This window comes from Pseudoclavibacter sp. JAI123 (genome assembly GCF_013409665.1).
In the GTDB taxonomy this organism is placed as follows: Bacteria; Actinomycetota; Actinomycetes; order Actinomycetales; family Microbacteriaceae; genus Pseudoclavibacter.
In genome coordinates this window covers 560,356-582,553 of the sequence record NZ_JACCCM010000002.1, presented here as the reverse complement: position 1 = coordinate 582,553, position 22,198 = coordinate 560,356, and the positions used below count along the sequence as shown (strand labels likewise).

Genomic DNA, 22,198 nt, shown 5'->3' with positions numbered 1-22,198 from the left:
ACGGGGCTCTTCGCGTTGCACACCAACGCCCAAGACTACTCGCAGCCGAGGCGAAGCGCGCGAGTCACGAGGGATGGGTCGACGGGGGTGTGCGAGATGATCACGACCGAGCGTTCGGCACCGGATGCGTCGAGCAGCTCTGCCACGAGCCGGTCGGCGAGCGCTGGGTCGACGTTGGCGGTCGGCTCGTCGAGCACGAGCACCGGGAAGTCTGCCAGGATGCCGCGCGCGAGGGCGATGCGCTGCGCCTGCCCGCCGGACACGAGCGAGCCGTGCTCGCCGACTCTGGCCTCGAGTCCGCCCCGCTCTTCGAGCCATGCTCCGAGCCCCACTCGGCGGAGGACGGCCTCGAGTTCGGCGTCGTCGGCGTCCGGCTTCGCGAACAGCAGGTTCTGTCTGATGGTCTCGTCGAAGATGTGGGGCCTCTGCTCGATGAGTCCGACGACTCCCCGCACCTGCACGGGCGCGTACTCCTTCGCCTCGACGCCGTTGAGCTGGTACGAGCCCTCGTAGTCCAGGAACCGGACGAGCACGTTGGCGAGCGTCGTCTTGCCGACACCAGACTCGCCTTCGACGAGCAGCCGGTCGCCGGGTGCCAGCTCAAGGGAGATCTCGCGGATCGCGGGCTCGGGGTCACCGGGCCAGAACGCGGAGACGCCGTCGAGTGCCAGCGTCACCGGTCGGGTCGGCCCCTGGCGCGGTTCCGGAAGCAACTGGGCGTCCGGCAGGCTCTTCGGCGCATCCCCCGGTGCCACGTCGGCGACACGAACCGCGCTCGCCCTGACCTGACGCCAGGCGGCCACCGCCTGGGGCACCTGCGCGAAGATCTCGAAGAGGGCCATCGGCACGAGGGCGATGAGGGTGAGCATGGGCGCGAGCAGGGTGCCGTCGACCGTCGGGTTGATGCCGACGGCGAGGGCGCCCGCCGTAGCGAGACCCGAGAAGAGCATCACGGACCCTGCGACCGCACCGCTGCCCCTGGCGCGGGAGACCAGCGCGTCGCGCAGGCGCGCGTCTGCCGCGTCGACCTCCGCGAGCTTCGCGTCGAGGGCTCCGTATGCCTCGAGCGTCTCGAAGTTGGAGACGGTCTCGTAGATGCGGTCGTTGAGCGCCGCGCGCAGCGGCGCGGCCTCCCGGTCGGCGCGGCCGGAGATGGCCAGGTTCGTCGTTGTCGCGACGATGCCAGCCAGCAGGAGGCAGAGCGCGAGCATGATCGCTGCGGGCGCGCTCACGAGCCAGATGCCGACGACGGCGAGCGTCGACGTGAGCCCCGCGATGATGAGGGGCTGCGCGACTCGGAGCGGCAGGAACTGCAGCTCGTCGACGTCGCTCACGAGCCGGGTCAGCAGGTCGCCGCGACGATGCGTGGCGAGGCCGGCGGGTGCGAGCGGGATGAGCCGCTCGAGCACCCCGACGCGCAGTTCCGCGAGCTGCCGGAAGGAGGCGTCGTGTCCGAGCAGCCGTTCGACGTAGCGGAAGACCGCACGCCCGATGGCGAACGCGCGGACTCCCACGATGGCGATGCCGAGCAGCAGGATGTGGATGATCTCCGAGGCCCGCGTGAGCAGGTAGGCGCTCGTGGCGAGGAGCGCCACGGCGCAGATGGCGCTCAGGAGCCCCATCGCGATGGAGGGCCACAGGCGACGCGCAGACGGCATGGCGAGGCGCAGGATCCGGCGCTCATCGGCGGACGGGCGCTCCTGGAGACGGGTCATGAGCTGACCACCGCATCGATGCGTTCGACGGCGTGGACGGAGTCCGCGGACGCGACGAGCGCTCGCCGGTGGCTGACGACGAGGACGACGCGCCCTTCGTCGGCGAGGGCCCGGAACGCCGCCGCGATGCGACGCTCGGTCTCGGCGTCGAGCGCCGAGCTCGGCTCGTCGAACAGCACGACAGGGCAGTCGAGGCGACGCGCTCGCAACAGCGTGCGGGCGAGGGCGACGCGCTGGGACTGCCCGCCGGAGAGACCCGCGCCGGCGACGCCGAGCATCCGATCTGCGTCAAGGGACGCGAGGCCAGCGGCGCTGAGCGCGGCGCGCACCTCTTCCGGGCTCGCGTCCGGTTGGCCGAGGGCCACGTTCTCGGCGACGCTTCCTTCGATCAGCGACGGCGACTGGCCCATCCACGCGATGGCCGCCCGACGCGCCTCACCGGTCAGGTGCTCTCCGCCGACACTCACGGAGCCGACCGAGTCGACCGTGCCACGCACGACGGCGAGCAGCGTCGACTTGCCCGCGCCAGACGGGCCGACGATCGCCGTCACTTCCCCAGCCGGGGCGACGAGGCTGTGATGCCGCAGCACGGACCGACCCTCGTAGCCGGCAGTGACATCGTCGAGCACGAGGTCTCCCAGGGTTCTGCCCGAGCCCGGGCGTCCCGCGTCGGATGCACCCCGCGCAGCGGTCTGCGACTCACCGGGAGCCGCGTCGGCCTCCTCGATCACCGCGAACACGTCCTCGGACGCCGCGACGCCATCGGCCGCCGCGTGGAACTGGGCGCCGACCTGGCGCAGCGGAAGGTACACCTCAGGCGCGAGCAGCAGCACGAAGAGTCCCACCTCGAGCGACATCTCACGGTTGATGAGCTGGATGCCGATCGTGACGGCGATGAGCGCCACCGAGAGGCTCGCGAGGAGCTCGAGCGCGAACCCGGACATGAACGAGAGGCGGAGGACCTTCATCGTCGCGACCCGGTAGTCGTCGGTGACCTGTCGTATACGCGTGGGCTGCCGCTCGGCTCTGCCGAAGATCTTGAGCGTCGAGAGCCCCTCGACGACCTCCAGGAACCCCGTCGCCAGCGTCGAGAGCGCCGACCACTGCCGCTGCTGCACCTTCTGCGTCGCCCACCCGATGAGGATCATGAAGACGGGGATGAGCGGCAGGGTGATGATGACGGTGATGGCGGAGGGGAGGTCCCAGATCGCCATGACGACGATCAGCACGGGCGCTGCGATGGCCGTCAGGATGAGCTGTGGAAGGTACTTCGAGAAGTAGGTGTCGAGGGCGCCGAGCCCCGGTCCGGCCAGTGTCGTGAGCCGGGAGCTCGACGTGCTGGCCAGCCAGGCCGGGCCGAGCTTCGCGATGGATGCCAGCAGCTTCGAGCGCAGCTCGCTCTTGACCTTCGCGGCGGCACGGGCGGAGACCGCCTCCATGCCCCAGGTCGCGGCGCTGCGCACCGCGATGACCGCGAGCAGCGCCCCGAACCACGGCAGGAGCTCGTTGACGCGCTCGCCCGCGATCGCCGACACGATGAGGTGGGTGACCAGCCAGGCGAAGGCAATGATGGATGCGGTCTGCACGACACCGAGGGCCGCGCCGAGCACGAAGAAGCTTCGTGCCGACGCGGCGTGGCTCAGGAGTCGGGGGTCGAGGGGCTTCACAGGCTAGGCGGCCACGGCCGCTGACTCCTTGGGCGCTTCTCCCGTGATCATGGTGCGGCTGATGCGCTTCCGGAAGACCCAGAAGGTCCACGCCTGGTACCCCAGCACGAACGGCACGATGATGAGCGCGGCCCAGCTCATGATCGTCAGCGTGTAGTCGCTGGAGGAGCCGTTGATGATCGTCAGCGGGTTGGCCGGGTCGAGCGTGTTCGGGATGAGGTTCGGGAAGAGCGACGCGAACAGCGTGAGCACGGCCGTGGCCACCGTCAGAGCACCGAGCGCGAAGGCGATGCCGTCGCGACGCAGCAGCGTGCCGACGTACGAGCCGACGAACGCGAGCACGGCGACCATCGCGAGCATCATGCCCGCGATCGAGAAGTTCGCGGTGACCGTCCAGCCGAGGAACGTGATCGCGAGCACCGCGACGAGCACGCCTACCTTCAGGGCGAGCGCGCGAGCACGGTCGAGGATCTCCCCCTCGGTCTTCCTCGTGATGAACACCAGCCCATGGTAGAAGAACAGCGTGAGCGTCGTGAGCCCGCCGAGCAGCGCATAGGGGTTCAGCAGGTCGAAGAACGAGCCGACGTAGTTGAAGTTCTCATCGAGCGCTAGCCCCTGGGTGATGTTCGCGAACGCGACGCCCCAGAGGAAGGCGGGCACGATCGAGCCGACGAAGATCATCCAGTCGAACCATCTCGTCCATTCGACGCCCTTGCCCTGGTGCCGGTACTCGAACGAGACCCCTCGGACGATGAGCGCCAGCAGGATGAGCAGCAGGGGCAGGTAGAAGCCGGAGAAGATCGTCGCGTACCACTCGGGGAACGATGCGAACAGCACGGCCCCGGCGACGATCACCCACGTCTCGTTGAGGTCCCAGATCGGGCCGATCGTGTTGATGAGCACTCGCCGGTCGGTGTCGTCCTTGCCGATGAACGGGAGGGCGATGCCGACGCCGAAGTCGAAGCCGTCGAGCACGAAGTACCCGATGAAGAAGAACGCGACGATCCAGAACCAGAGGACGGGCAGATCCATCAGTAGACGCTCGCTTTCACCTTGACATCGGCAACGTCGTCGACGGTGCCATCGGCATTCGAATCGAAACTCGGCGGCTCGGACTGAGCCGCCTTCAGCAGCAGCTTCACCTCGACGATCGCGAGGATCGCGTAGACGACCGTGAACGCGATGAGCGAGATGAGCACGCTCAGGCCGCTCACGTTCGGGGAGACTCCGGACTCGGTCTTGAGCAGCCCGAACACCAGCCAGGGCTGGCGTCCCATCTCGGTGAAGATCCATCCGACCGTGATGCCCAGCGTCGGGAACAGGACGGTGAGGATCGCGACGTTGAACATCCACTTCCTCGGCGGGTTCTTCGCCTTCTTGCGCGTCACCCAGAGGCCGGCCATGGCGACCGCGATGGACGCCATGCCGAAGCCCATCATCCAGCGGAAGGACCAGTACGTGACCCAGATGATCGGCGCGTAGTCGCCCGGACCGTAGAGCGCCGTGTACTGCGCCTGCAGATCGTTGATGCCCTCGACCGTTCCGTCGAACGTGTGCGTCGACAGGAACGAGAGGAGGTAGGGGATGCGGATGGAGAAGAGCTCGGACGAGCCGTCCGGGGTTCCCCACGTGAAGACCGAGAAGGATGCGTCCGCGCCGGTGGCAGTCGTGTACAGCGCCTCGGCGGCCGCCATCTTCATGGGCTGCGCCTCGACCATGGCGAGGCCGAGCTGGTCGCCGCTGAGCATGGTGCCGACGCCGCCGACGAGCATGAACCAGAGGCCGAACTTGAGGGCGGGCCACATGACGTCGTGGTTCTGGTCGCGCTTGAGGTGCCACGCGGCGGTCGCGATGATGATGGCCGCTCCCACCATGAGCGAGGCGAAGATCGTGTGCGGCAGCGCGGCGAGCGCAACCGGGTTGGTCAGCACGGCACCGAAGTCGACGAGTTCAGCTCGCCCGTTGGCCTCGTTCATCTCGTACCCGACCGGGTTCTGCATGAACGCGTTGGCGGCCAGGATGAAGTAGGCCGAGGTCCACGTTCCGATCATGGTCATCCAGATGGTGGCGAGGTGCAGCTTCGGCGGCAGCTTGTCCCAGCCGAAGATCCACAACCCGATGAAGGTCGCCTCGAGGAAGAACGCCACGAGTCCTTCGAACGCGAGCGGGGCCCCGAACACGTCGCCGACGAAACGCGAGTAGTCAGACCAGTTCATGCCGAACTGGAACTCCTGCACGATGCCGGTCACGACGCCCATGGCGAAGTTGATGAGGAACATCTTGCCGAAGAGCTTCGTGAGTCGCAGGTACGTGACCTTGCCCGTGCGCACCCATGCCGTCTGCCAGATCGCGATGGCGAGGACCAGGCCCAGCGTGACGGGCACGAAGAGGAAGTGGTAGATCGTCGTGACACCGAACTGCCACCGCGCGAGAATGAGTGGATCCAGCAGGGCGTCCACGGGGCCTCCTGATGCGTCTCGGGTTGGGCGCGAGGCCCTGGAAGCGCAGCGCGATTCCTGAACTCGATGGTACGCCGACTTCTCCTACATCTTGTCGAATAGGAGCCCCTAAGTTGGCGCCCTTCCTCCCCGCGACCAGGCTTTTCTACATTATGTAGTAAGTGTAACGAAACGGTAACGGTGGAGAATCCCCAGGGACGCCAAACTTCTGGCTCTAGAGTCGCGGACATGAATGCGGGGACGAGAGCATGAACGAGCTGATCGAGACCGCCCTCGAGTACATCGAATCCGTGCCTCCCGTCTGGCGGATCGTGCTGGTGGGCGTCGCGATCCTGCTCGAGACCAGCGTGCTCATCGGGCTCATCGTTCCCGGCGAGACCGTCCTGCTCGCACTCAGCACGGGCATAGACGCCCCGCTCCCCTGGGTCCTGACGATCGCCGCGTCGATCGTCGGTGCGCTGCTCGGCGAGTCCTTCGGGTTCTGGCTCGGCCGCACGTTCGGACCACGGATCCGCGCCTCGCGAGTGGGCCGTTGGCTCGGAGACGAGCGCTGGCAGCGAGCAGAGCTCCTCATCCAGCGTCGCGGCGGCCCCGCGGTCCTCATCTCTCGATTCCTCCCGGTCCTGCACTCCCTCGTGCCGCTCACCGCAGGCATGGGCGGCATGCGCTACCGACGATTCCTCGCCTGGACCATTCCGGCCTGCGTCATCTGGTCGACCGCCTACGTGAGTGCCGCGGCTGGGGCTTCGGCCGGCTTCAGGGAGCTCTCCTCGTCGCTGCACTGGGCCGGCTACCTCTTCGTCGGCGTCATCGTCGTGTTCCTCTTCATCATGTGGCTCGTGAAGCGATCCATCGGGAAGGTCATGAACCGCGACCTCGACGAGGCGACAGCTCGAGCAGCCGACGAGCAGGCCGGGCCGGATGGCGGCAACACGGACGCGGACAACTCAGACGCCGAGACCGCCGGCGTGCGAGGATGAGCGGGTGACGCCGACCTCCGACGCCCAGTCCCCGCTCGAACGCTGGCTGCTTGGGCTCAGGCCCGTGCGGGCCGTCATCGAGAACGCCTTCCGAATCGAGGACCGCGTCCGCCTCGTGCGAGTCAAGCTCGTACGGAAGCGCGGCTACCTCACCGTCCTCGAGCCCTACACGGGGTACGGGACCACGACGTGGGTCAGAGCGCTCGCGCGCGTCCACATGGCCCCTCCCGGCAGCAGGCGCCGCTTCAGCCTCTCGAGGCTCCTCAGGCGCAAGCGCCGTGAATCGGTCGTCCGCGGCTGGCGGAGCTTCGCACGGGTATCCGCCGGGAATGTGCCCGCGACCGTCATCATCGATGGCGTCCGGCACGCGGTCAAGGCCGACCGGGGCGGCATCATCGACATCAACCTGCCCGCGAACCTCGCGCCGGGCTGGAACACGATCACCTTCGAGAGCTTCGACCGGCAGACGAGCACGGCCCCGGTCTTCATCGTCGCCGACGAGCAGCGCGTCGGACTCCTGTCCGACATCGACGACACGGTCATGGTGACGGCACTCCCCCGCCCCATGCTCGCAGCGTGGAACACCTTCGTGCTCGATGTGCACGCGCGCACCCCGACGCCCGGCATGAACGTGCTCTCCGAGCGCATCCTCACGTCCTTCGGGCGCAGCGAGACGCCCGTCGTCTACCTGTCGACCGGTCCGTGGAACGTCGCTCCGACGCTTGCTCGCTTCCTCGGTCGCAATCTCTACCCCGCCGGTCCCCTGCTGCTCACCGACTGGGGGCCGACCCCGGAGCGCATCTTCCGGTCCGGTCTCGACCACAAGGTGTCGAACCTCGACCGACTCGCCCGTGAGTTCCCCGACATCAAGTGGATCCTCGTGGGTGACGACGGCCAGCATGACGAGCAGATCTACGGCGAGTTCACGAGCCGCCACCCTGACCGCGTGCTCGCCATCGCCATCCGGCAGCTGTCGACGAGCGAGGCTGTGCTCGCGGGCGGCCGCGCGGCAAGCGCGCACTGGCGCAAGAACGCGCCGGTGCCGTGGGTGTACGCGCCGGATGGCGCTGGCCTCGCCAAGCAGCTCACGGAGGCGGGCATCCTGCCGGACCTGACGCAGGCGCCGGGCACGACGACGGACGAGGCCCCGGAAGAGACCGTCGTCGCACCCGTGGACTAGGCGCGTTCCTCTCGAGGGGACTGCGTGCGCCCCAGGGCGAGCGTGAAGTTCAGCGAGTCCATCTCCGAGTACGGGCGGTACATGCCGTTGAAGACGCTCGAGCCCGCCGGGGTGAGGATCACGCGCACCCCGAGCCATTCGGCCACGTCATCGCGGATGAGCGGCGTCCCGACCTCGCAGCTCGCGAAGTCGATCAGCGCACCGTCCTCACCCTGCACGACGAGCCTCGCGCCATCGCCGTCGAAGACGAGCTGCGGGTTCCGGAACGTCACGTCGAGCATGCCTCCGTGTCCCGTGAGCCTCACCGAGCCGACGAAGCTGGCGCTTCCCACCGGCGATTCTCCAGCCAGCCACGCCGAGTCGGTGGCGCCTCGCGGATAGGCGAACTCATCGTCGTCGACGAAGGCTCCACCCTCCACGCGCACGTCGCCACCCGAGCGACGCACGTACTCCACGAAGGACGACTTGATCGGCCATCGCAGTTCTCCACGCCAGAGCTCCATGCAACAAAGCTAGCCCGCCTCGAATTCGAAGCGCCAGCGGCAATCTGCGCGCGCTACTTCGAGAGCAGCAGGGTCACGACGAAGATGACCGGAACCGAGAGGAAGGTCGTCGCCAGAATCGTCTCGCGCGCGACACGCATCCCGACCCCATAGTTGCTCGCGTAGGTGAAGACGTTCTGCGCGGACGGCAGCGCCGCGGTCACGACGACGATGAGCAGCGCCGCACCGTCGAGACCGAACAGCCACGCTCCGATGAGCCAGGCAAGAGCCGGGTGGACGAACACCTTGAGCACGGTGGCGACGATCGCGGGCGCACGGTCGGGCTCACGGAAGGGGATGGCGTTGCCCCAGAGGGACATGCCGAACGCCAGGAGCATCGCGGGGACGCTCATGCCTCCGAGGAGCTCGATGGGGTCGAGCAGGAACCCAGGGATCGTGACGCCGGACGCGCTCACTGCGATGCCAGCCAGCGCTCCGATGACGATGGGATTGCGGAAGGGCCGGAGGACGATCTGCCACCACCGGAGTCGGGGCGCGTCGTCGTCCCTGGATGCGATGTCGAGGAGCGTCATGAAGACCGGACCCATGATGAGCTGCTGCCCGAGCATCACGGGTGCGACCAGTGTTGCGTCGCCGAGCACGTAGACCGCGATCGGGATGCCGAGATTCCCGGCGTTGACGTAGCTGGCCGCCATGGCGCCGGACGTCGTCGTCCCGAGTCCCCATCTGCGGAGGGCGCCGACGGCGGCGTAGATGAGCGCCACAGCGGTCATGGCGATTGCCGTGACGACGAACTGCCTGGAGTAGAGCACCTCGAGGTGCGCGTCGGCCATGAGCGTGAAGAGCAGAGCTGGGGTCGCGACGTTGAATGCGAGCTTGGACAGGCCGGTCTGCCCGGTCTGCCCGAGTACACCGCTGCGTGCCAGGAACACGCCCACGGTCACGATGACCGCGATGACCGCGAATCCCTGAAGAACATTCATAGCTTCCGCGATCGTATCCTGCCCGCCGCTCTCGGGTGACGCTGGTGAGTGCGACCGCGCGCTCACCGACGAATTCACGAGGAACTCGGAAGCGAACCGAAATGACTTCGGGAGACTTTTTCTCTCATCGTGTCGCCACCTAGCTCACGCAGTGCATAGGGCGCAAACTCCCCAGCCAGAAGAAACCTGGATTCAAATCACCGGATAATCATCTAACATGTCCTCGGTCTGCAATTAACGAAGGGGATCCCATGGCTCGGAAAGTCATCTACCAGCTCGTCGACGACATCGACTCGAGTTCACTCGCCGAAGGCGAAGGCGAAACGGTTCAATTCGCTCTCGACGGAACCGACTACGAAATCGATCTCTCGGACGAAAACGCCAAGAAGCTCCGTGACGCACTCGCCGACTACGTCTCGGCCGCCCGCACGGTAGCCAAGTCGCGCAAGTCCAAGTCGGCCGGTTCCACCTCGAACCGCCCGAAGAAGGACCTGGCCGCTATCCGCGCCTGGGCTCGCGCCGAGGGCCACAAGATCTCCGACCGGGGTCGCATTCCCGGTTCGATCATCGAGGACTACGAAGCAGCCAACGCGTAAGCACGAACCCGAGAGGTCTCGTGGGTTCACCTCTCGAGACCAGACGCAGGAAGAGGGCCAGACGGCGGAAGCCGTCGGGCCCTCTTCCTGTACCGGCCGTCGCTATCTGGCGACGATCGTTGGCGTCTCGAGGTGCGCGAGGACTCCATGACTCACGGAACCGAGCAGGAGCCTTGCGAAGGCACCCCGCCCCCGGCTGCCGACGACGACCAGGGACGCCGAGTGCGCGGCGTCGAGGATGGCCATGTCCGGAATGCCCTCGACGACAACCGGGGTGATCTCGAGGTCTGGGTAGCGGCCCCTCAGGCCCGCAAGGGCGAGCGAGAGTGTCTCCTCCGCGGCGAGACGCAGCTCGTCGAAGAAGTCACCCGTGACGATGACGCCCCCTCCGTAGACATTCGGGGCATGCCAGGCGTGCACGGGGATGAGAGGCTCCCCTGCGCGACTCGCCTCCTCCGCAGCCACCGCCAGGGCATTCTCCGAGAGGTCCGACCCGTCGACACCGACGACCACGCCGCGTCGGGCCGAGAGATCGGTGTCCGGGACGACCGCAACCGGAGATTCGCTGGCAGCGGCGACGCGAACGCTGTGCGTGCCACTCGCGCGTCCAGGAGCGTCACCACGGTTGCTGCCCACGACAAGCAGGCCGGAGGACTTCGAGAGCTCGGCGAGGGTCTCGATGACCGGACCCGTCAGCACGACGGTCTCCACGTCGAGGCCGGCGTCGACGGCGAGCGCCGCCTCGGTCGCCTCCTGCAGGATGCGCGCCGCAGCCGACTCCGCCTCGATCAGGAGGTCTGGATTCCCGGCACCCGCAATTCTCGGATCGACGATATGCGCGAGTTTCAGGCGTTTCCGTCCGCGTGACGCGCGGGCTGCCGCCCACCGCGTCGCGACGATTCCAGGATGGTTACCAGCGACTCCGACGGTGATGTTCTCGCTCATACCCGAATGCTAGCCCCGCACACCAGTGGAATCACTGCGTAGCGGCGTACTCGCGCTTGAGGTCGCTGAAACCGGCCAACCGGAATGGACCCTCCGTCTCGTTCGGGAGCGTGAACTCCCCCAACTCGGTCGGATCCCGACGTTCATGCCACTCCAGGTATTGTGCGGCATCTATGGGAACGCGATTCGCGAGCGTTGCTCGATTCTCTTCGGTTCGCAAGTGCTCTCGATATCCAGGTTGAACCGTGCCGCCGAAGAACTCCGCCACGCTTCCGGAGCCGTAGCTCAGGAAGCCGATACGGCTGCCTTCCAGCTCTTCCTCGCTGTCGAGCAGGCTCAGGAGCGCAAGGTAGATCGATGCGGTGTATGTGTTGCCGATGACCCTGTTGTAGCGCAGTGTGGGCGCGATCTGGGCGTCGAGAACCGCCGGTTCGAGGTCACCTCCTGCTGTCTTGATGAGGTGGCGGTGCGCCTTCGAGGCCATCTTGGTGAACGGCTGGTGGTAGCAGAAGCGATGGAAGTCGCCGATGGGGAATCCGCCCTGCTCGGTGTAGTCGTTCCACGCGCTCTCCACGGCCTGGAGGTACGCGCGAATCGAGTACTTGCCGTCGACGAGCGCGGTGACCTGGCCGTTCGGACGCCAGAAGTCCATGATGTCGCTGGTGAACACCCCTGAGCCTGGCTCGATGACGACAAGATCCGGGTCGGCCGCCACCAGCATGGCGACTGCGCCGGCCCCCTGGGTCGGCTCACCGCTCGAACCCAGTTCGTAGCGCGCGACGTCGCTCGCCACCACGAGCACGCGTTGCCGCGGGTCGCGTGCGACGAGGGCCGTGGCGAACTGCAGCGCGGCGGTGGCCGAGTAGCAGGCCTGCTTCAGCTCGACGACTCGGCAGGTGGCCGGCAGACCGAGCAGCTGGTGCACGTACACGCCGGCCGCCTTCGACTGATCGATGCCGGTTTCCGTCGCGAAGAGAACCGTGCGGATCCCCTCGGTGCCGTGCCGGTCGATGATCTGCTTGGCTGCCGCCGCGCCCATCGTGACGACGTCCTCGTCGGCGGCGGTGATGCTCATCCGCGCCTGGCCGATGCCGATGGTGTACTTCTCGATCTCAGTGCCGAGCCGCTCGGCGATCACCGAGAGGTCGAGCACTCGGGACCCCGTCGCGAAGGCGAGGTCGTGGATGCCGATTGGTGTTGTCATAGTGTTCGCTCGTTTCCGCGCGTCGCTCAGTTCGCGGCGCGTTCCAGCTTGATGTGCGAGGCCATCAGCTCGCCCTGGTTCGTCTGGGCTGCCATGAGGGAGAGCTCGCCGCAGAGAACGGTTGCCGCACACAGTACGGCCAGTCGCCGAGCGTTCGCTCCGGGCTCGCGGTCTTCCTTGCAGCCGAGGCGTTCGAGATTCGCCTCGATGAAGTCGAGCCCCTTGCCGTTGCCGACGCTCCCGACGATGAGGTTGGGCAGCGTGCACGAGAAGTAGAGGTCTCCGTCGCGCACCTCGGCGTGGGTGATTCCCTGCGAGCCCTCGACGATGTTCGCCGCATCCTGCCCCGTGGCGAGGAAGAAGCCGAGGAGCATGTTCGCGTAGTGCGCGTTGCCCGTTCGAAGGCCGCCAGCCAGCATCGTGCCGATGAGGTTCTTGCGCACGTTGAGCTGCGCGATCTTCTCCGGAGTCGACCGGAGCCAGCGCTCGACGGTGCGCCGCGGGAGCACGAGCTCCGTGACGACGTTCTTGCCCCGGCCGAGGATGCCGTTGACCGCGGTCGCCTTCTTGTCGGAGCAGAAGTTGCCCGAGATCGACTCGTAGCGGAGCTCTGGCCAGCGACGCAGGATGAAGTCCATGAGTCGCTCGGAGGCGAGCGTCACCATGTTGTGGCCGGACGCGTCGCCGGTCGTGAGCTCGAACCTGAGGAAGAGCAGGTTGCCGGCGATCTGCGCGTGCAGGTCGATGAGGCGAGCGAAGCGGCTGCTCGTCGCGACCACCTCCTGCAGCAGGTGCATGTGCGACTGGATCTCGTGGAGCGCCGTGAGCGCGACGCCGGCGTCGTCGGCCTCGAAGAGCACCGAGCGGCTCATGCGCTCGTCGATCAGGGTCGCCTTGATGCCGTCCGGCACGAGCATGGACATCTTGGCGCCGCGGCCGACCGAGGGCCAGAGCGGCTGCTCGTAGGTCGCGAGCGGGACGAGCTGCTCACCCTCCATGACGTTGCCGGTCACGCGGACTGGACCCACCCATTTGAGCGGAACTGGTGCGTGGTCGAGGAGCTCGGTGCTCATCGCTGTCCTTTCGATGGGAGGGTGCCGCGCCCGCGGGCTCGCGAGACGACGGCCGGGTCGATGCCGCGGGAGGCGCAGAACTCGAGGAGCGCGCCGTGGAGGATGAGCTCCTGCTGGCCCAGAGCCGCAGGAGTGGGAGCGCCGAGCATGGTCTGCAGCGCAGCGAGCTGATCCTGCCAGGAGCGGATGTGCTCGACGAGCGCCTCCAGGCCGTCCTCGACGAGCACCTCGAGGAAGTGGCCGGATACGCCGACGGCGCGCGCGCCGAGGGCAAGCGCCCTCAAGACGTCGAGTGGCGTTCGCACGCCTCCCGAGGCGAGCAGGACGGGCGTGGGCGAGGTACTGGCGTCCGCCTCGATGAGCGCCTCAGGGGTCGACTGTCCCCAGCCGACCAGAGAGGCGTAGTCGCCCAGGCGCCGTCTGGAGTTCTCGATCCTGGCGAAGTCCGTGCCACCCCGGCCGCTGACGTCCGCGTATGACACTCCGAGCTCGGCGAGGCGTGCGAGCGTCTTCGAGCTGAGCCCGAATCCGACTTCCTTGACGATGACCGGAACGCCGACTCGCTGCACGATGGCCTCGATGGCCCCCGGCCACGCAGCGAAGTCCCGGTCGCCCTCCGGCATCACGGTCTCCTGCACCGAGTTGATGTGGATCTGCAGCGCATTCGCCTCGAGCAGGTCGACGGCGCGCCGCGCGTCGTCCGGGCTGACGGTGGCGTTGACGTTGGCCATGACGAACCCGTGCGGGTTCTCATCGCGGATGACGCGGAAGCTGGGAGCCGTGGCGGCTTCCTTGAGATAGGCGGAGAGCGAGCCGGCGGCCATGGCGATGCCGGTCTCGCGAGCCGCCACCGCGAGGTCGCGGTTGATGGCGCCGGTGCGGTCGCTGCCGCCCGTCATGCCGTTGAGGTAGAACGGCACAGGCCAGCTGGCACCGGCGACCTCGACGGCCGTCGAGACGGACCCGCGGTCGATCCCGCCGAGGGCGTGGTGGACGAAGCGCACGTCGTCGAAGTCGTTGCGCGTGATGCCTGCCCGCTGCTCGAGGGCCAGGTCGACGTGCTCGTCCTTGCGGTTACCCATGTTCGCGAACTCCAACTCGACGGTGCGGTATGACGTGCAGGTCCAGGACCTCGATGCCGGCGGCGCGCCATGCGGCGTCGAGCGCCTCGTTGCGGGCCGGCGCCAGCGCGATTCCGCAGTCGCCGCCACCTGCCCCCGAGGTCTTCGCCGGTATCCCGACGCCGCGTGCCGCGGCGATGAGATCCAGCAGCGCGGGGGTGCGGATGCCGATGCTGCTCAGCTCGTCCAGCGCCTCGAGGTTGTCGGCCGCGTCGCGGATGGCCAGGAGGGCGTGCTCGACGCTGTCGGCTCGGACCGCCGCGACGAGAGCCGCCGTGATCCTGTCGCTCTCCCCGAGGAAGGCCGCGTATCCGGTGCTCGATCGCCAGGCCCCCGCGTGGAGTGTACCGACGAGCTCGGCCGTAGAGGCTGGCGCTGAGGTCCATCCCACGTGCAGCACCATGGAACTCGGATCTGGCAGCGACTCGAGCACGAGCCCTGGCCAGGCCTCGCTCAGACTCGCCTCGACCCCGCTCGCACGACGCAGCTCGCGAACAGCGAGCCGGTCGGGCGACGCGTAGTGCACCCATCCCCCGAGCGTGCTCGTCGCGATGTCAGCGCACGAGGCGGCCGGCCGCAGCTCGATGGTCGCGAGGCTCGCGAGGCGGAAGACCGCGTCGTCGTCGAGGCCGAGACCGAGGTGCTCGGCGACGGCGCGCACGGTGACGACAGCGACGGCACCGCTCGATCCGAGTCCGAACTTGCGACCGTGCTCGTCGTCGAGCTCGCTCTCGATCTCGAGCGCGAACGGCGAGGTCTCGATCCCCCGCTCACGTGCCAGGTCGTGGACGACGCGGATGCACTCCTGCACGAGCTCGCCACCGGCTGCGTCGATCGAGACCGAGTCGTCATGGATGGCAACCGGGACGGGCTGCGAGCCGAAGTGCAGCGACCGGACCGAGCTGCCCGCGTCGTTCGCGACGGCGTGCAGGCGGGCACGGATGAGCCTGGAGACCCCCACGATCACGGCGTGCCTGCCTGGTTCGACAACCGCGTACTCACCGGTGACGAAGAGCTTGCCAGGGGCTTCGGCGACGATCACCGCGTTGCTCCGGGGATGCCTGGGACCGCGGCCTGGTCGTCCGGACCGGACACGGCCACACCCGGACCTGACTCGGCGATCACGAACTCGGTGCCGGGAGCTGCGGCTGCGAGCGCTGCTCGGACCGCGGGGGCATCAGCGGAGCGGCACAGCGTCTTGACGTTCGGCCCGGCGTCCATGGTGGCGTACGCCTCGAGGCCGCCGCGGCGGAGGTCCGCCACGGCGTCGATGAGGGCCATGCTGCCCGCGGTGAGGTATCGGACGGGAGGCACGGCGCCGAGCATCGCGGCGTGCATGCGGAGCGCGTTGCGCTCGGTGATCTCACCGACCTCGGTGAAGTCGCCTCGACGCAGCGCGTCGCGCATGAGCGCGAGCTCGGTCGGGTTCGTCTCGACCCACGGCGCGTTGTACGGCGAGGTCTCGACGGTTCGGCGCATGGCGTCGCGGCTCGAGATCGGCTTCTCCCCGGCGTTGACGATGCCGAGCACCATGGCCGCGTCGACGTGCGCGTCGTTCACGGGCTCCGCGTAGGAGCTGAGGTCGTCGGTGCCGGCGTTCCAGACGGCGAAGCCGCCGAAGATCGAGCGCGAGGCGGAGCCGGAGCCACGCCTGGCGAGTCGCGAGAGGTCGCGTGCAGAGAGGTCGAGCCCGTACGCCGCAGCAGCCGCGGCAGCGAGGGCAGCGAAACCGGAGGCGGACGACGCAAGGCCTGCTCCGGTCGGTCCCGCGTTGCTCGTCTCGACGCGCGCGGCTCTCGTGCTGCCGGCCAGCTGACCGACGTGGTCGAGGAAGCGGGCCACCTTGACGGACGCCGCCTGCGGCATGGGGGCGCCGTCTTGCAGGACCTGGTGCTGCTCGGCTTCCGCCGCGAGCGTGACGGTCGTCGTGGTCGGGTAGACGGCGAGCGTCAGCGAGAGGCTCGAGGTCTGCGGGATGATCAGCGCTTCGTCGCGCTTCCCCCAGTACTTGATGAGCGCGATGTTCGGGAAGGCGACGGCAGTCGACCTCACAGCGGGGTGCCCGTGCTGGTGATGCTCCAGGTCTGGATGGCCCCCGCGCCCTGCAACGCTGCGGCGACCGCCGACGCATTGCCGCGCTCGACGACGGCGACGATGCATCCACCGAGGCCTCCGCCCGTGAGCTTGGCCCCGAGCGCCCCTGCACCCGTCGCCGCGGCCACGAGCTCGTCGAGTGCTGGGTGGCTCACGCCGAGCGCTGACAGGAGCTCGTGCGCCTGCGTCATGCGGGCGCCGAGCGAGCGTGCCTCGTTGGTCTCAAGGTCGGTGATAGCCAGGTCCGAGAGGTCACCGAGGGTGTCGATGATGGTCATCGTCGCGTCGTGGTCGCGTTCGAGCGAGGTGCGCACGTCATCGACGGCCTGGCGCGTCGAACCGTGCACGCCCGTGTCTGCGATCACGAAGCACGCGTCGAGGGCGACAGGCACCGGAACGGCGCTGGCGTTCTGGAATCGGATGGGCGACGGGATGGTCGTCGCCAGCGCATCGAGTCCACTCGGCTTGCCGTGCGCCACCTGCTCCGCCAGCTGGACGAGCGCGAAGTGCTCGCCGCCGGAGAGCGTGACGTTGTGGAGCCGCGAGACCGCGTCGACGATGGCTCCGGCCGCCGCGGCGCTCGACCCGAGGCCGCGCCCGAGCGGGATGTTGCCGCGAACGGCCACTGTCAGACCCTCGAGGTCGCCCCCGATGGCCCTGAGGGTCTCCTCGATCGCCGTGCGTGGCGCCTCGACGATCTCGGGGGCGGCAGCGAGCGGGCCTGTGTAGTGGTCCGACTCGAAGCGGGGCTCTGTGCCCTCACGCCATGCGGTCGCCCGCATGCGCATGGCACGAAGCGGAAGCGCGACGGCGGGCTTTCCGTAGACGACGACGTGCTCACCGAAGAGGATGAGCTTGGCGTGGGCGCTCCCGCGCCCGACGGCTCGTCCGATTCGCGGCAACGCAGAAGTGTCGAGAGAAGCAAGCGACGTCACGTCGAAACTCGATGGCACCAGGGTCACTCACCTCGCAGTAGGTCGGCGTCAAGTGTACGGCGCAGTCAGGCTGATCGCATGCAGCGCACTCGTCAGCTTCCCAGGATGTTGATCATCCACGCGATCCCGAAGCGGTCGACGAGCATTCCGAACGTGTCACCCCACGGCGCCTGCACGAGGGGCTGCTCGATCTCGCCGCCATCGGCGAGCTTGTCCCAGTAGCCGCGCAGCTCGTCCGCTGCATCGCCGCTGATGGAGATCTCGACCGTTCGTCCCGGGTTGGGCTCGATGAAGGACGGGGTGTCCGAGGCCATGATCGTGAAACCGCTCGTGGTCGTGAGCTGGCCGTGCATGATCTTCTCTGATTCGGAAGGGTCCATGGGCATGCCAGAGCCACCGAAGGTGCTCATGACGAGCTCTCCGCCGAAGACCAACCTGTAGTACTCGAGCGCCTCGCGCGCGTTGTCGATGAGGTGGATGTAGGGGTTCAGGATGACTGCCATGGTCGGGCCTCTCGTAGGTCGCGACGACGGTCATCGTCGCTGAATCTGATCGTGGCACAAGCCGCCGACAATCCGACGCATCCGAGCAGCGAATCTCGCTGAACTCCTGCCTCACGACCGTCACCGCGCCGACCAGCACCCCGCGGTGCGCGAACGACGCGTCGTCGCCTTCGTCGAGTCGCTCGCCTGACTCGAGCCTCACATCGAGACCGTGGCTGAGGAGCTTCAGCGCCGAAGCGACTCGGCGATCGCGGGCCTGATCTCAGCACGGGTGAGATGCCCCGCGATCACCAGACATGCGAGTCCCTGCATGGTCGCCCAGAGGGCCGTCGCGCGCGCCTCGATTCGCCCAGCGCCAGCCTCGGGGTCAAGTCCCGCCGCCGCGTCGCCGAGTGTGTCCTCGAGCTGACGGATGAGCGGGGCCATGGTCTCGCTCGGGGAACCTGGCACACACACCTCCGGGTCGTAGATCAGCGTGAACGCATGCGGGTTGTCGACGGCGAACTCGACGTAGGCGGCGCCAAGCGCAAGCGCGCGCTCCTGCGCGTCGAGGCCTGGCGCATCCGCGGCCAGGAACTGGTCGACGAGCCGCTGCATGCTCACTTCGCCGAGCCGCTTGAAGAGCCCGGTCTTGTCGCCGAAGTGGTGGTACGGCGCGTTGTGGCTGACGTCAGCCTCCCGCGCCAGCTCGCGCAGGCTGATCGATGAATGCGGCTTCTGCGCCAGCAGCTCGACGCCGGCTGCTTCGAGGACGGGGCCGAGGTTGCCGTGGTGATAGGGCGCATCCGATCTTGACATGAGCAACATTGTAGCTAGGCTGGCTCTCGCCACATCTTGACACTGTCCACTTCAAGGCTCAGGAGCCACCATGCACACCCTCGTCATCGACGGCCACCCCAACCCGAACTCCCTCTGCGCCGCGCTCGCGACGCGCTACGCCGACGCGCACGGCGACGCCAGGATCCTCGCCGTGCGAGACCTCGCGTTCGACCAGAACCTGCGCTTCGGCTACACCAAGCGGCAGGAGCTGGAGCCCGACCTGCGGGAGGCCTGGACCGCCATCCAGGAGGCGACGAGGATCGTGCTCGTCACCCCGGTCTGGTGGGGCTCCGTGCCGTCACTGCTCCAGGGGTTCTTCGACAGGCTCCTGCTCCCTCGCATGGCCTATGACGCCTCGGGCACGTTCCCCAAGGGCCTCCTCAAGGGACGCAGCGCGCGCATCATCATGACTGCGGACAGCCCCGGCACCTACCTGCGGCTCACGGGGAACACACCAGTCCGGCAGCTCAAGACGCACGTGCTCGGCTTCATCGGCCTCTCGCCCATCGCGGTCACGCGCTTCTCCCCCGTCAAGACCTCGACGGCCGAGAAGCGCGAACAGTGGCTCGCCGAGGCGTCCACGCTCGGCGAGAACGACGCCAGGCGCTACTTGCCGGCGCCGAGTCCTGCCCTGATGAGCTGACCCGTCGTCGCGGTCGGGAGGTACGCACGCGTCAGGCCGATGCCGATGCGCGGCAGGTCGGCCTCGTCCCGGTAGAGCAGGTACATGGGCTCGTACCTCGGGTTGAACTTCGTCTTGAAGTTGTGCAGGGACGAGAAGCCGTAGAGCGGCTCGAGGATCTCCGAGACCTGGCTCAGCACCTGGTCGAGCGCCGTGGCCTGGGCCTCGCCGGACCCCGCCAGTGGCGCCCCCGACAGCGAGGCGAAGGCGGCACCCTCATCCCGGAAGGCCAGCGCCGACGAGATGATGAGGAACTCCATGACGGGCTTGAAGCCACCGTCGCGTCGACGCATGAGATCGAGCGTCCAGCCGCGGACCTCGCCCTCGCTGCCGTAGACGGGCAGCCACGAGGTGACGCCGTGCACGCTGCCGTCGTCATCGATCGCGATGCCGAGCCGCACGGCCGGGTCGAGTGCCTCGTCGACGCCGCCGAGGGTGAAGCCCATCTCGGGCAGCCCCTTGTCACCCACCCAGTCCTCGGAGATCGCGCGCACCTGCGCGAGCACAGCCCACGGCTCCTCGGCGAGGGTCGTCATCTTGAAGCGGATGCCTTCGCGTTCGGCCCGGTTGACGGCGGAGCGGACGGGCTGCCAGGGCTTCCCCTTGAGCTCGAGACCGGGGAGGTCGATGATCGTGTCCTCCGCCACCTGAACTCGCTGCCAGCTGGATGGGGCGGCGTCCACGGTCGCCTGCGTCGCTGAGAAGAACGCCGGCGTGTGCCCGGCGAGCTCGGCGCGGGAGGCGAAGTCGTGGATGAGGTCGCTCAGCTCCGTCGCGGGCGCAACCGGGTCGCCGAGCGCGAGCGCGACCCCCGAGTACTCCTGGTAGGCGATGTAGCCATCCTTCTTTGGGCTCATCAGGTAGTGGTTCCGGGGCCAGAGCGTCATCCAGGAGATCGTGCTGCCCCCGACTCTCGGGAGGATCTCGCGGGCTTCCTCGACCGTTCCTCGCCGGTCCCCGGAGATGGAGTTCTTCGACGGGCGCACGCGCACGGCGAAGGACCTGCGGGCAACTACGAGGAAGAGCACGACGAGCACCCAGAGCAGCGAGCCCGTGAAGTTCATGGTCAGGCCGTCGTCGAGGCTGCCGGACGTTGCGACGTCGAGGACGATGAGCGCGAGCTCGAGCAGGTTGAAGATGCCGAGGGCCACGGCGACGATCCACGCGAAGCGCTGTCCTCGCCTGATGCCGTTCGCGACGAGGAGGATCACGACGACGTCGATCGCGACGCCGACCCAGGTCTCGGTCTCGGCGGTCGACTTGCCGAGCGGTCCGTCGAGCGTGAAGAGGGCAGCGACGACCTGCGCCGCACCGAGGCCGATGAGCGCCGTGAAGGCGATGAGGCGGTCTTCGCGCGTGCTCGTGGCGAGGCCCGTCTTGCGGTGCCGCTGCACGGCGTAGATCGTGAAGATGACGGCGACCGGCAGGAAGTGCTCGAGGTCCGCGAGGTCGCCCACATAGAGGAGGCGCAGGGAGACGAGCGCCCCGAGCGCGAGACCCAGTCGCAGGCGCCATGGCGGTCGGAGGACCCAGACGAGGGCGGCGGTCAGCGCTGCGATGCCACCGGATGCCCCCACGTCGAGGCTGCCCGCGAGTCTGGTCGCCCACTCCCACCCGGTCGGGGCGAGCGCGGCGACGATGGCGAGCGTTCCGAGCACGGCGAGTGCCTGACCGGCGAGGAAGACCAGGGCGGTTCGCTTCCAGCCGAAGCGGAACTCGAAGACACCGCCCACGATGAGCAGCTGCACGATGAGGAGCGCGTAGTGCCAGGCGCCGTTGCCGAGCAGCGACCCCGTGATGGGGGTCCACCACATGCCGGCCTGGAGCGGCGGCAGGCCGAAGGCCACGTCTCCGTACCAGGGCTGCGCTCGTGACAGGTGCCACATCGCGCCGGTGGCGACGCCTCCGACGATGAGGACCAGGACCAGGATGGTCGTGAACGGAGCACGACGGGCGAACGTGACGAGTGGGCGGACCGCCGCCCCGATGGCGTCGCGACCCGCGGCCCCTCCCGGAGCGGTCTCCTGCGCATCCTGGGCGGCAGGGATGAGCAGGTCGAGTTCCTGCTCGGTCTCGCTGCTCGCATCCGCCCCCTCAGGTCGGTTGCGGGCTCGGTAGACGACGACCGCGACGATGACGATGACCAGGACGACGGCGACGGCAAGCGCGGCCCAGCCGAACGCGTGGATGATCGCGAGGGCGCTCTTCCCGAGGGCGACCGTGATGGCGGTGACACCGGCCGCCCAGGCGACGCCACCGAGTGCGTTCGCGACGAAGAAGCGACCGTACGGCATGGCCATGGCGCCCGCGAGGGGTCCCGCGAAGACGCGGAGCAGCGCGATGAAGCGACCGAAGAAGACGGCGTACGCGCCCCATTTCTGCATGAGCCCGACGGCGGCGTTGATGCGCGCGACGCTGAAGTGCTTCGGGAACCGCTGCGAGAGGTAGCGCAGCAGTCGCGCTCCCCAGCGCTTGCCGATGTAGTAGCCGATCGAGTCGCCCACGATGGCGCCGACGGCGGCCGCGGCGGCGAGCAGCCACGGGTCGACCCCAGTGCCTGCCACGCTCATGAGCACCGCGGCGATGAGCACGCTCTCGCCAGGGAGGGGCAAGCCGAGACTCTCGAGCGTGACGATGACGGCCACGAGGAGGACAACGAGCAGCGGGGGGATAGCTATCAGCCAGTCGAACACGCGTTCAGGCTAGCTGTGAAACGACCGAGAGGCCTCGCATTGTTGC

Annotated in this window: 20 protein-coding genes; 4 read left to right on the top strand and 16 right to left on the bottom strand. The window is 68.1% G+C overall.

Features of this window, described 5'->3' with window-relative positions; all coding sequences use genetic code 11:
* Positions 1-35: 35 nt before the first annotated feature.
* The 4 genes from cydC to HDC34_RS14780 are packed head-to-tail and all read right to left on the bottom strand — an operon-like array spanning position 36 to position 5,841.
* Positions 36-1,715 (bottom strand): thiol reductant ABC exporter subunit CydC, encoded by a 1,680-nt coding sequence (gene cydC, locus HDC34_RS14795; RefSeq protein ID WP_179557553.1) that lies wholly within the window; start codon positions 1,713-1,715, stop codon positions 36-38.
* On the bottom strand, positions 1,712-3,382 hold the full coding sequence (gene cydD, locus HDC34_RS14790; protein WP_179557552.1) for a thiol reductant ABC exporter subunit CydD: 1,671 nt from the start codon (positions 3,380-3,382) through the stop codon (positions 1,712-1,714). Before cydD ends, cydC begins: the two co-directional genes overlap by 4 nt.
* 3 nt (positions 3,383-3,385) lie before the next feature.
* Entirely contained in the window at positions 3,386-4,414 is a 1,029-nt protein-coding gene (gene cydB, locus HDC34_RS14785; protein ID WP_179557551.1) for a cytochrome d ubiquinol oxidase subunit II, read from the bottom strand.
* The gene (locus HDC34_RS14780) at positions 4,414-5,841 is read right to left on the bottom strand and encodes a cytochrome ubiquinol oxidase subunit I (protein WP_104311496.1); all 1,428 of its coding nucleotides are present in this window, start codon (positions 5,839-5,841) and stop codon (positions 4,414-4,416) included. The genes cydB and HDC34_RS14780 overlap by 1 nt, the downstream gene beginning before the upstream one ends.
* Before the next feature lie 248 nt (positions 5,842-6,089).
* On the opposite strand from HDC34_RS14780, the gene HDC34_RS14775 reads away from it, so the two are divergent.
* Complete coding sequence (locus tag HDC34_RS14775) at positions 6,090-6,821, top strand: DedA family protein (RefSeq protein WP_104311495.1); 732 nt, start codon at positions 6,090-6,092, stop codon at positions 6,819-6,821.
* A gap of 4 nt (positions 6,822-6,825) precedes the next feature.
* Positions 6,826-8,001 carry a phosphatase domain-containing protein gene (locus HDC34_RS14770; protein ID WP_308807361.1) on the top strand — a complete coding sequence of 392 codons (1,176 nt, stop codon included), beginning with the start codon at positions 6,826-6,828 and terminating at the stop codon, positions 7,999-8,001.
* Here the strand turns inward: HDC34_RS14770 and HDC34_RS14765 are convergent.
* Together HDC34_RS14765 and HDC34_RS14760 are read right to left on the bottom strand one after the other, a co-directional pair.
* Positions 7,998-8,504 (bottom strand): HtaA domain-containing protein, encoded by a 507-nt coding sequence (locus HDC34_RS14765; RefSeq protein ID WP_104311493.1) that lies wholly within the window; start codon positions 8,502-8,504, stop codon positions 7,998-8,000. The two genes, HDC34_RS14770 and HDC34_RS14765, sit on opposite strands and share 4 nt — an antisense overlap.
* A 53-nt stretch (positions 8,505-8,557) precedes the next feature.
* Positions 8,558-9,487, bottom strand: a complete 930-nt coding sequence (locus HDC34_RS14760) for an AEC family transporter (protein ID WP_179557549.1) — start codon at positions 9,485-9,487, stop codon at positions 8,558-8,560.
* A 251-nt stretch (positions 9,488-9,738) separates the two neighbouring features.
* Between HDC34_RS14760 and HDC34_RS14755 the strand changes: the two genes are divergently transcribed.
* The gene (locus tag HDC34_RS14755; RefSeq protein ID WP_104311491.1) at positions 9,739-10,083 is read left to right on the top strand and encodes an Lsr2 family protein; all 345 of its coding nucleotides are present in this window, start codon (positions 9,739-9,741) and stop codon (positions 10,081-10,083) included.
* A 102-nt stretch (positions 10,084-10,185) separates the two neighbouring features.
* Here HDC34_RS14755 and HDC34_RS14750 read toward each other — a convergent pair whose 3' ends face one another.
* From HDC34_RS14750 to HDC34_RS14710, 9 genes are all read right to left on the bottom strand, one after another.
* On the bottom strand, positions 10,186-11,028 hold the full coding sequence (locus tag HDC34_RS14750; RefSeq protein WP_179557548.1) for a universal stress protein: 843 nt from the start codon (positions 11,026-11,028) through the stop codon (positions 10,186-10,188).
* A 31-nt stretch (positions 11,029-11,059) separates the two neighbouring features.
* Positions 11,060-12,232: a hydroxymethylglutaryl-CoA synthase gene (locus HDC34_RS14745; RefSeq protein ID WP_179557547.1), complete on the bottom strand. Its 1,173-nt coding sequence runs from the start codon at positions 12,230-12,232 to the stop codon at positions 11,060-11,062.
* A 26-nt stretch (positions 12,233-12,258) separates the two neighbouring features.
* Positions 12,259-13,305 (bottom strand): hydroxymethylglutaryl-CoA reductase, encoded by a 1,047-nt coding sequence (locus tag HDC34_RS14740; RefSeq protein WP_104311488.1) that lies wholly within the window; start codon positions 13,303-13,305, stop codon positions 12,259-12,261.
* Positions 13,302-14,387, bottom strand: a complete 1,086-nt coding sequence (gene fni, locus HDC34_RS14735) for a type 2 isopentenyl-diphosphate Delta-isomerase (RefSeq protein WP_179557546.1) — start codon at positions 14,385-14,387, stop codon at positions 13,302-13,304. Before fni ends, HDC34_RS14740 begins: the two co-directional genes overlap by 4 nt.
* On the bottom strand, positions 14,380-15,468 hold the full coding sequence (locus HDC34_RS14730) for a phosphomevalonate kinase (RefSeq protein ID WP_179557545.1): 1,089 nt from the start codon (positions 15,466-15,468) through the stop codon (positions 14,380-14,382). Before HDC34_RS14730 ends, fni begins: the two co-directional genes overlap by 8 nt.
* Positions 15,465-16,478, bottom strand: coding sequence for a diphosphomevalonate decarboxylase (gene mvaD, locus HDC34_RS14725; protein ID WP_218855262.1), 1,014 nt, complete (start codon positions 16,476-16,478; stop codon positions 15,465-15,467). Before mvaD ends, HDC34_RS14730 begins: the two co-directional genes overlap by 4 nt.
* Positions 16,475-17,422: a mevalonate kinase gene (gene mvk, locus HDC34_RS14720; RefSeq protein ID WP_179557543.1), complete on the bottom strand. Its 948-nt coding sequence runs from the start codon at positions 17,420-17,422 to the stop codon at positions 16,475-16,477. The genes mvaD and mvk overlap by 4 nt, the downstream gene beginning before the upstream one ends.
* A gap of 125 nt (positions 17,423-17,547) precedes the next feature.
* Entirely contained in the window at positions 17,548-17,958 is a 411-nt protein-coding gene (locus tag HDC34_RS14715) for a VOC family protein (protein ID WP_179557542.1), read from the bottom strand.
* A gap of 225 nt (positions 17,959-18,183) precedes the next feature.
* Positions 18,184-18,756 (bottom strand): TetR/AcrR family transcriptional regulator, encoded by a 573-nt coding sequence (locus HDC34_RS14710; RefSeq protein ID WP_179557541.1) that lies wholly within the window; start codon positions 18,754-18,756, stop codon positions 18,184-18,186.
* A 70-nt stretch (positions 18,757-18,826) separates the two neighbouring features.
* Here HDC34_RS14710 and HDC34_RS14705 point away from each other — a divergent pair, with 70 nt between their 5' ends.
* On the top strand, positions 18,827-19,420 hold the full coding sequence (locus HDC34_RS14705) for an NAD(P)H-dependent oxidoreductase (RefSeq protein WP_179557540.1): 594 nt from the start codon (positions 18,827-18,829) through the stop codon (positions 19,418-19,420).
* Here the strand turns inward: HDC34_RS14705 and HDC34_RS14700 are convergent.
* Positions 19,384-22,152 carry a rhomboid family intramembrane serine protease gene (locus HDC34_RS14700; protein WP_179557539.1) on the bottom strand — a complete coding sequence of 923 codons (2,769 nt, stop codon included), beginning with the start codon at positions 22,150-22,152 and terminating at the stop codon, positions 19,384-19,386. The two genes, HDC34_RS14705 and HDC34_RS14700, sit on opposite strands and share 37 nt — an antisense overlap.
* Positions 22,153-22,198: the final 46 nt, after the last annotated feature.

Bases quoted from the DNA above. Each gene is read 5' to 3' on its own strand.
- cydC (WP_179557553.1), bottom strand. From the start codon at position 1,715: ATGACCCGTCTCCAGGAGCGCCCGTCCGCCGATGAGCGCCGGATCCTG.
- cydB (WP_179557551.1), bottom strand. From the start codon at position 4,414: ATGGATCTGCCCGTCCTCTGGTTCTGGATCGTCGCGTTCTTCTTCATC.
- HDC34_RS14775 (WP_104311495.1), top strand. From the start codon at position 6,090: ATGAACGAGCTGATCGAGACCGCCCTCGAGTACATCGAATCCGTGCCT.
- HDC34_RS14765 (WP_104311493.1), bottom strand. From the start codon at position 8,504: ATGGAGCTCTGGCGTGGAGAACTGCGATGGCCGATCAAGTCGTCCTTC.
- HDC34_RS14760 (WP_179557549.1), bottom strand. From the start codon at position 9,487: ATGAATGTTCTTCAGGGATTCGCGGTCATCGCGGTCATCGTGACCGTG.
- HDC34_RS14755 (WP_104311491.1), top strand. From the start codon at position 9,739: ATGGCTCGGAAAGTCATCTACCAGCTCGTCGACGACATCGACTCGAGT.
- HDC34_RS14750 (WP_179557548.1), bottom strand. From the start codon at position 11,028: ATGAGCGAGAACATCACCGTCGGAGTCGCTGGTAACCATCCTGGAATC.
- HDC34_RS14745 (WP_179557547.1), bottom strand. From the start codon at position 12,232: ATGACAACACCAATCGGCATCCACGACCTCGCCTTCGCGACGGGGTCC.
- HDC34_RS14740 (WP_104311488.1), bottom strand. From the start codon at position 13,305: ATGAGCACCGAGCTCCTCGACCACGCACCAGTTCCGCTCAAATGGGTG.
- fni (WP_179557546.1), bottom strand. From the start codon at position 14,387: ATGGGTAACCGCAAGGACGAGCACGTCGACCTGGCCCTCGAGCAGCGG.
- HDC34_RS14715 (WP_179557542.1), bottom strand. From the start codon at position 17,958: ATGGCAGTCATCCTGAACCCCTACATCCACCTCATCGACAACGCGCGC.
- HDC34_RS14710 (WP_179557541.1), bottom strand. From the start codon at position 18,756: ATGTCAAGATCGGATGCGCCCTATCACCACGGCAACCTCGGCCCCGTC.
- HDC34_RS14705 (WP_179557540.1), top strand. From the start codon at position 18,827: ATGCACACCCTCGTCATCGACGGCCACCCCAACCCGAACTCCCTCTGC.